This is a genomic window from Teichococcus deserti, from assembly GCF_001982615.1.
Taxonomy (GTDB): Bacteria; Pseudomonadota; Alphaproteobacteria; order Acetobacterales; family Acetobacteraceae; genus Pseudoroseomonas; species Pseudoroseomonas deserti.
Genome location: NZ_MLCO01000540.1, coordinates 1 through 3,767 on the forward strand (window position 1 = coordinate 1; position 3,767 = coordinate 3,767).

The following is a 3,767-nucleotide window of genomic DNA, read 5'->3' on the forward strand; positions in this document are numbered from 1 at the left end:
GCGGTGTGGGGGCCGGCGTGGGGGCCGGCGCGGCGGAGCCGCCGGCGCGGCGCAGCGCGGCGTCCAGCTGCTGCACGAAGCGGGCGCGGTTGGCCAGCCCGGTCAGGCTGTCATGCAGCGCCAGGTGGATGATGCGCTGCTCCTGGGCGCGGCGCTCGCGCAGGTCGCGCAGTACGAAGACCTGCTTGCCCGGCTGCGGCACGTCGTCGCGCACCAGCACCTCGACATCGAGCAGCCTTCCGTCCGGCCGGTGCAGCAGCGTCTCGCGCAGCACCGGGCCCCCGGCCGGGGCGGCGCCCGGCTCCTGGCCGCCTGGGCCCAGCTGCGGCAGCAGGGCGCCGGGCAGCGGCAGGCCGATCAGCAAATCCCGCGGCAGGCCGGTCATCGCCTGGAAGCTGGCATTGGCCTCGAGGATGCAGCCGTCGCGCACCACGGCCAGCCCCTCCAGCGCCGAATCGGCCAGGCGGCGCAGGCGCAGCACCCCGTCCTCCTCGGTGCGGCGGTCGATCATATGCGCGGCCGCCGCCGAGGCCGCGACCATCAGCCCGACCGCGCCGATCACCAGGGCCAGCGCGGCGGCGTCGCGGTCGTCGCTCATCAGCGGGCCGGGCAGCACCTCGATCGCCGCCATGCCGGTCAGGTGCAGGCTGAGGATGCCGAAGGTCAGCGCCAGCGTGCCGGCCAGCCAGGCCGGCCCGGCGCTGCGGGCGCGCAGCCCGCCGGCCATGGCCAGCACCGCCAGGGCGACGCTGAGCCCGGTGGAGGCCGCCACATAGGGCCAGGAGAACAGCACCAGCCCGTCCTCGCCGAAGGCGGTCAGGCCGAGATAGTGCATCGCCGCGATGCCGCCGCCGAGCAGGGTGCCGCCGGGCAGCAGCTGGTGGGCCCAGCCGGGGCGGGCATCGGCCGGCGCCTCGGCCTCCGACTCGGGCCGCGCCACGGCCGGGGCGCTGGAGAGCGGGTTGGTGACGCGGCGCGCCGGCGGCCGGTCTGGCGCCGCCGGCCGGCGCGAGGCGAAGGCGAAGCCGCCGACGCCGCAGGCCACCGCGATCAGCAGCGAGAACAGCGTGGGCAGCGGCCGGAAGCCCAGGCTCTGCCCGGGCAGATAGGCCATCATGGCGATGAAATGGGTGCACCAGGCGCCGGCGCCGGCCGCCATGCCGCCCAGCAGCAGCCAGCCGTCACGGCTGCGGGCCGAGGCCTGGAAGGCGCGGCGCAGCAGGCCGATGGCCACGGCCGAGCCAGTCAGGCAGACGAGGGCCGCCAGCAGCACCAGGCGGCTGTCATGTCCCTCGGCCAGACAGTTGTAGATCCTCAGCACCGCGCCTGGCTCTCCTGCCCGGCCGGAAAGGCGCGGGCTGCGGCGCGGCCTTCCGGCGCGCCTGCGCCAGAATGCCGTCCGCCATCTTTCTCAAGACCTAGCATTGATTGCCGCATTGTTTACGGTGCGGCGGTCGCGGGATGGCTGCGGCCAATATGCCGTGCTGGCCCTGGTCATTCCTCGCCAAGCTCCAGCCCGCCTGCCATGATGATGACCGAATGATCCTGCGCGTCGAGAGCCTGGTCAACCGTTGGCGCCGCTTCCTCGGGCTGCGCCCGCTGCGCCCTTCCGAGCCACGGCCCTGGCGGCTCTTCGGCCTGGCGGCGGTGACCGTGCTGCTGTGCCTGGCCGGCTTCCAGGCGCTGGTGCAGTCGCGCGTCGAGGCCGAGGGCAGCTATCGCGGCACCCGCCTGGCCGAGGGCGTCGTCACCCTGGTCGCCGACCAGATGTCGCAGCAGCTGGACCGCATCGATCGCGCCTTGCTGGAGCTCGCCCAGGGCCAGGGCCAGGGCCAGGGCCAGGGCCAAGGCCAGGCTCAGGCCCAGGCCGGCGCCGCTCCGCTGGTCGGCGCGCCGCCGAATGACCCGGCCGAGGCGACCCGGCAGCTCGCCGCCGTCGCCGCCGAGCTGCCGGTGCTGCGCGGCCTGCTGCTGACCGACGCCCAGGGCCGCGTCACCCAGGCCAGCCAGGAGGCGATGCTGGAGCACAGCCTGGGCGCGCGCGACTGGTTCCGCCTGCTGCGCATCGGCGGCCAGGCGCTGCGCAGCGGCCCTCCCGAGGTCGGCCGCTTCCTCGGCCCGACCGGTGGCGGCACGCCGGCCACCATCGCCGCCACCGGCCAGTGGTCGATCCCGCTGGCGCGCCCCATCCTGGCCCCGAACGGCGCCTTCCGCGGCGCGGTGGTGGCGCTGCTGGACCCGACCGCGCTGGGCGCCCAGCTGGGCCGCGCCGGCGCCGCCTTCGCGGTGACCCTGCGGCTGCACAGCTTCACCGGCCTGCTGCTGGCGCGCTCCGACGGGCAGTCCCAGGGCATCGGCGTGCTCAACGCCAGCGCCTGGCCGTTCCGCAACTTCCTGCCGCGGCGCGAGAGCGGCCGGTGGGACGGGCTGGACCAGGACGGGGTCGAAGGCTTCGCCGCCTTCACCCTGGCGCGGCCCGGCCTCTTCGTGGTCGAGGCGATGCGCGACCGCGAATCCGCCCTGTCCTTCGTGCGCGGCATCCGGCCCCTGGTCTATGCCGCCATGGCGGCGATGGTCGGCATCATCCTGGGCGGCTTCTGGCTGCTGGCGCGGCAGGCCGCGACCCTGCAGCGCCAGGGCGCCGAGCTCGCCGCCAGCGAGGCCGACGCCCGCGCCGGCGGCCGCGCCAAGGAGGAGTTCCTGGCCGCCATGAGCCATGAGATCCGCACGCCGATGAACGGGGTGATTGGCATGGCCGGGCTGCTGATCGACACGCCGCTCGATCCCGTCCAGCGCCGCTACGCCGAGACCATCCGCGGCAGCGCCGAGCACCTGCTGGTGCTGCTGAACGACATCCTCGACTTCTCCAAGCTGGAGGCGGGGGTGATGGAGCATGAGCGCATCGCCTTCGCCCCCGAGGCCGAGATCGCCACCATCGCCGAGCTCTTCGCGCCGCGCGCCGCCGCCAAGGGGGTGCAGCTGTTCTGCGACCTGGCGCCCGACCTGCCGGCCGAGATGCTGGGCGACCCGGCGCGCTTCCGCCAGATCCTGTTCAACCTGGTCGGCAACGCGGTGAAGTTCACCGAGAGCGGGTGGGTCAAGCTGGAGGTCGAGGCGCTGCCGCTGCCGGCGCCGCCCTCCGGCGGCCCGGCGCCCTGGCGGCTGATCTGCACCGTGGCCGACACCGGCATCGGCCTGGACCCGGCGCGCATCCCGCAGCTGTTCGAGCGCTTCACCCAGGCCGACGCCTCGATCAGCCGGCGCTATGGCGGCACCGGCCTGGGCCTGGCCATCTGCCGCCGCCTGACCGGGCAGATGGGCGGCGGCATCAGCGCCGCACCGCGCCCGGGCGGCGGCAGCCAGTTCCGCTTCCACCTGGAGCTCGGCCTGGTGGCGCCGCCGCTGCCGCCCGACCCTGCGCTGCAGGGCCAGCGCGTGCTGCTGGCGCTGCCCTCGGCGGTGGAGCGCGAGGTGCTGCAGCGCCAGCTGGCCGGCATCGGCGCCCGGCCGCACCCGGCCGAGCCGCTGGCCGCCCTGCCGCTGCTGCAGGCGGAGCTGGCCGAGGGCCGGCCCTTCACCCTGGTGATCCTGGGCGATGCCGGCGCAGGCGGCGAGACCGGCCGCGAAGGCCTGGCGCTGGCCCGCCGGCTGCGCTTCGAGCTGGGCCCCAACGTGCCCGCCCTGCTGCTCTGCACCGCCTCGGCCGCGCAGACCCAGGACGGCGTCGCTCCCGAGGCCGGTCCAGTCCAGGCGGTGCTGCTGAAGCC

At 75.5% G+C, this 3,767-nt stretch carries 2 protein-coding genes; one reads left to right on the plus strand and one right to left on the minus strand.

Annotated features, from left to right (window positions below):
• Positions 1-1,321, minus strand: a 1,321-nt coding sequence (locus BKE38_RS29875; RefSeq protein ID WP_131829814.1) for an MHYT domain-containing protein, incomplete at its 3' end; no start/stop codon positions are given.
• A gap of 218 nt (positions 1,322-1,539) precedes the next feature.
• On the opposite strand from BKE38_RS29875, the gene BKE38_RS29880 reads away from it, so the two are divergent.
• Positions 1,540-3,767, plus strand: a 2,228-nt coding sequence (locus BKE38_RS29880; RefSeq protein WP_242662630.1) for a hybrid sensor histidine kinase/response regulator, incomplete at its 3' end; no start/stop codon positions are given.